Annotated in this window: 1 pseudogene; it reads right to left on the minus strand. The window is 39.5% G+C overall.

Going from position 1 to position 1,826, the window contains the following annotated elements:
* A pseudogene (locus ACFILO_RS09305) lies at positions 1 to 1,826 on the minus strand (hypothetical protein); the annotation flags it as partial.

The following is a 1,826-nucleotide window of genomic DNA, read 5'->3' on the forward strand; positions in this document are numbered from 1 at the left end:
GCAAGTGCTTCCGCTACACTATTGTAAACCTTTTCCTCACCAGTGCTACCATCATCATTGACAGTTTTAAGTTTGAAGGTGGGTGCAACCCATTCTCCCTTTTCATTATAACCTGCTCCTCCACCAAAATAGGTCGCAAATGTTTGATTCATTGAATAAAGTTGGTTGCCAGTGATCGCTTCTGTTGAACCTTTAGAAACTTCTCCATCTAATAGAAACTTCAATTTGCTATTGTTTCCTTCCGTTCCATGCTTAGCTACAAATGCATTGGCTTCATTATTCCAATTCAAAGAATCCTGTGCGACTCCTTCAGAAACTTCCTTAATCCTCTGATTGACATTCTTGATATTTGTATCAAGTCCTTCAAAAGCTGAACCAACATTGGTAAAAGGTTTGGCTGTTATCTTACCATCTTTATCAATCTCCGATAAACTATAGGTCGGCCCAGTAAACACACCATTATTAAAAGCTGCATTGCCTCCTAAATAAGTAACAACCTTATCATTCGTTTCAAAAAGCTGACTACCCGTTACAGCATCTGTTGATTTAGCGCTAATCTCACCATTTGCAAGGAACGTAATTCTACTGTTTTCTTGTGTCCTGACAGCTCTGCCTTTTTCTTCTTTGCTCTTCTCATGACGCGCGACAAAGGCATTGGCTTCATCATTCCACAACAAAGCATTCTGCTCAATGGTCTGTGTAAGTTCATTGCTGTTCTTAGAAAGCTCATTATGAAGATCTGTCAGCGATGTATCAACACCGCTAAAGGCTGAGCCAACATCATGATATGACTGACCACCAACAACATACGTCGGAAGATTGCCTACAAGAACATCAGCACCACCACCTAAATAGCTCGATGTATTTTTAGAAACACTGTCTAGATTAGTAGTCACTGTCGTAACATTTTTATTAGTCGCAAATAACTGAGAGCCATTTACAACTTCTGTCGATTCTGCTGAAAGCACTCCTGCCTTAACACCTGAAAGTATCCGGTCTTCTTTCTTACTGTTGGCAATATTGAGTTCTGTACCTTCTACTTCTTTACCAATAGTGATAACCTTCGTATTATCATCCTGCTTAGCAAGGCTATCACTGACAACATTAGTTACATCATTATGAACATTCGTAATAGAACTTGCAACACCCGCAAGTGCTTCCGCTACACTATTGTAAACCTTTTCCTCACCAGTGCTACCATCATCATTGACAGTTTTAAGTTTGAATGTGGGTGCAACCCATTTTCCATTTTCATAGCCAGCACCTCCACCAAAATAGGTCGCAACTGTTTGATTGATTGAATAAAGCTGATTGCCCGTGATCGCTTCTGTCGAACCTTTAGAAATTTCTCCATCTAATAGAAACTTCAATTTGCTATTGTTTCCTTCCGTTCCATGCTTAGCTACAAATGCATTGGCTTCATTATTCCAATTCAAAGAATCCTGTGCGACTCCTTCAGAAACTTCCTTAATCCTCTGATTGACATTCTTGATATTTGTATCAAGTCCTTCAAAAGCTGAACCAACATTGGTAAAAGGTTTGGCTGTTATCTTACCATCTTTATCAATCTCCGATAAACTATAGGTCGGCCCAGTAAACACACCATTATTAAAAGCTGCATTGCCTCCTAAATAAGTAACAACCTTATCATTCGTTTCAAAAAGCTGACCGCCCGTTACAGCATCTGTTGATTTAGCGCTAATCTCACCATTTGCTAGAAACGTAATTCTACTGTTTTCTTGTGTCCTTACAGCTTTGCCTTTTTCTTCTTTACTCTTTTCATGACGCGCTACAAAGGCATCGGCTTCCTTGCTCCATAACAAAGA

Source organism: Bartonella sp. AP72JLCBS (assembly GCF_042195705.1).
Taxonomy (GTDB): Bacteria; Pseudomonadota; Alphaproteobacteria; order Rhizobiales; family Rhizobiaceae; genus Bartonella.